At 57.6% G+C, this 1,439-nt stretch carries 3 protein-coding genes; 2 read left to right on the forward strand and 1 reads right to left on the reverse strand.

Features of this window, described 5'->3' with window-relative positions; all coding sequences use genetic code 11:
- Nucleotides 1-193: 193 nt before the first annotated feature.
- Together ACP5J3_RS14610 and ACP5J3_RS14615 are read left to right on the forward strand one after the other, a co-directional pair.
- On the forward strand, nucleotides 194-568 hold the full coding sequence (locus ACP5J3_RS14610; RefSeq protein WP_428496347.1) for a hypothetical protein: 375 nt from the start codon (nucleotides 194-196) through the stop codon (nucleotides 566-568).
- Between the two features lie 83 nt (nucleotides 569-651).
- Nucleotides 652-1,002, forward strand: a complete 351-nt coding sequence (locus ACP5J3_RS14615; RefSeq protein ID WP_428496348.1) for a hypothetical protein — start codon at nucleotides 652-654, stop codon at nucleotides 1,000-1,002.
- A 62-nt stretch (nucleotides 1,003-1,064) separates the two neighbouring features.
- Here ACP5J3_RS14615 and ACP5J3_RS14620 read toward each other — a convergent pair.
- On the reverse strand, nucleotides 1,065-1,439 hold a 375-nt coding region (locus ACP5J3_RS14620; RefSeq protein WP_428496349.1), incomplete at its 5' end, for a hypothetical protein.

The following is a 1,439-nucleotide window of genomic DNA, read 5'->3' on the forward strand; positions in this document are numbered from 1 at the left end:
AGACTCGTTCCCCCGCCTGGGCCTAGAGGCGAGGAGGGAGGTCACAAGGTTTATATGGCCAGTTTTCTGGACAAGGCTAAGGAGATGGCGTTCAGGAAACTAGTAGCCCTGGCCTTCAGAGTCCACTAGGGCGCTACGGTGCTGGCTATCTGGCCAGCTGTAAAGACTTAAAAAAAGAGGGACCACACACAGTGTGAGAGCGTCTCCCGTAGAGTATGTGGAGGCAACAGGAGAAGAGAGGTTTTATGTCGTCTTGCGCACAAGGGAGGTCCTGCGTAGTGCCCTGGCGTCTCCGTTTTTTGAACACGCCGAGCTCTATAGCGTGGCGGGGCTTGGAGACACCAAGTCCTTAGCCGAGTTGGGCCTCCTCATAGCCGAAGAGCTCGCCAGCCTCCCGCCAAAAGAGTACAGGTCGCTCTCCTCCACAGTTTTTGCAGACTGGTACGAAAGACAAGCACCGCGGGCCGCAGTCGTCAGACGCTACAGTGCGGAGGTCGACTACGCCGAGAGGTTTAGGGTCCGCCACCTCCACCTAAAGATACGCGGGCCGAGGATCGTGCTCGTCTAGCGCCACACGGGCTGTAGGCCCGCCCCGGTGGGAGGTCCAGAGGGAGGCCGTCAAAAATTTAACGTGGCGGTGTTTTGGTTCTTGTGAGGCTGAGTAGGCCATCTTGCAGGCCCTACAAGCACCTCGTAGATATGTCGGCCCCTCCGCCACTAGTGTTTAGGAACAGGATACTTCTCCGCTACGTTTTTTGGTACGAAGACGTCCTAGAGGAGGACAAGCCGCTGAAGAGCTTCCTCACGGTCCCCCGCGAGCACGTAACCGAGAACGCGCAACCCGGGATCGGCGTCAGGGCCAGGCTCGGCGTTGTGGACAGGGTGTACGATCAGGTGGGAAAAGTGGACGTCTCCGTGCAACAGATGGCCCGTGGGGCACGGGGTGGCGAGCTGAAGCTCCGCGAGGCCAGCTACGCAACTTTCACATACCTAGTCATTTAGGCGAGTACTTAAAAGGCAACCTTCACCCCGACCAACCTCTCGACGTCTTCACAGCCCCGGGTTCACGATAGAAAGATGAAGATCTTAGAGGCGTTCCTCACGACAACATTACCGCTATTGACTAAGAGATATGCCTTCACAAACCGCCAAATAACAACATAGTCGGCTACAGCTGTGAGCTCGGCTTCCTCTCTGCGATCGCCCATGTACTTCAACACAACAGCCCTTGCTTTGGCCCTAGCCTCCTTGAGCACAGCCGAGAGGTACGAGCTCTGCCATGGCTGAGGGTAGTACAGCCATTCATAGCGGTACGAATCGCCAGCTGGGTGAGTGGGGTATGGCGGGTCTACGACTATTACCCGCCTCTGGCGGTTCTCTGTTGGGAGCTCCCTGAGGTACGCCAAGGCGTCCACCTCGCGGAACGTTGCGGGCGCCAC

This window comes from Pyrobaculum sp. (assembly GCF_049971835.1).
Taxonomy (GTDB): domain Archaea; phylum Thermoproteota; class Thermoprotei; order Thermoproteales; family Thermoproteaceae; genus Pyrobaculum.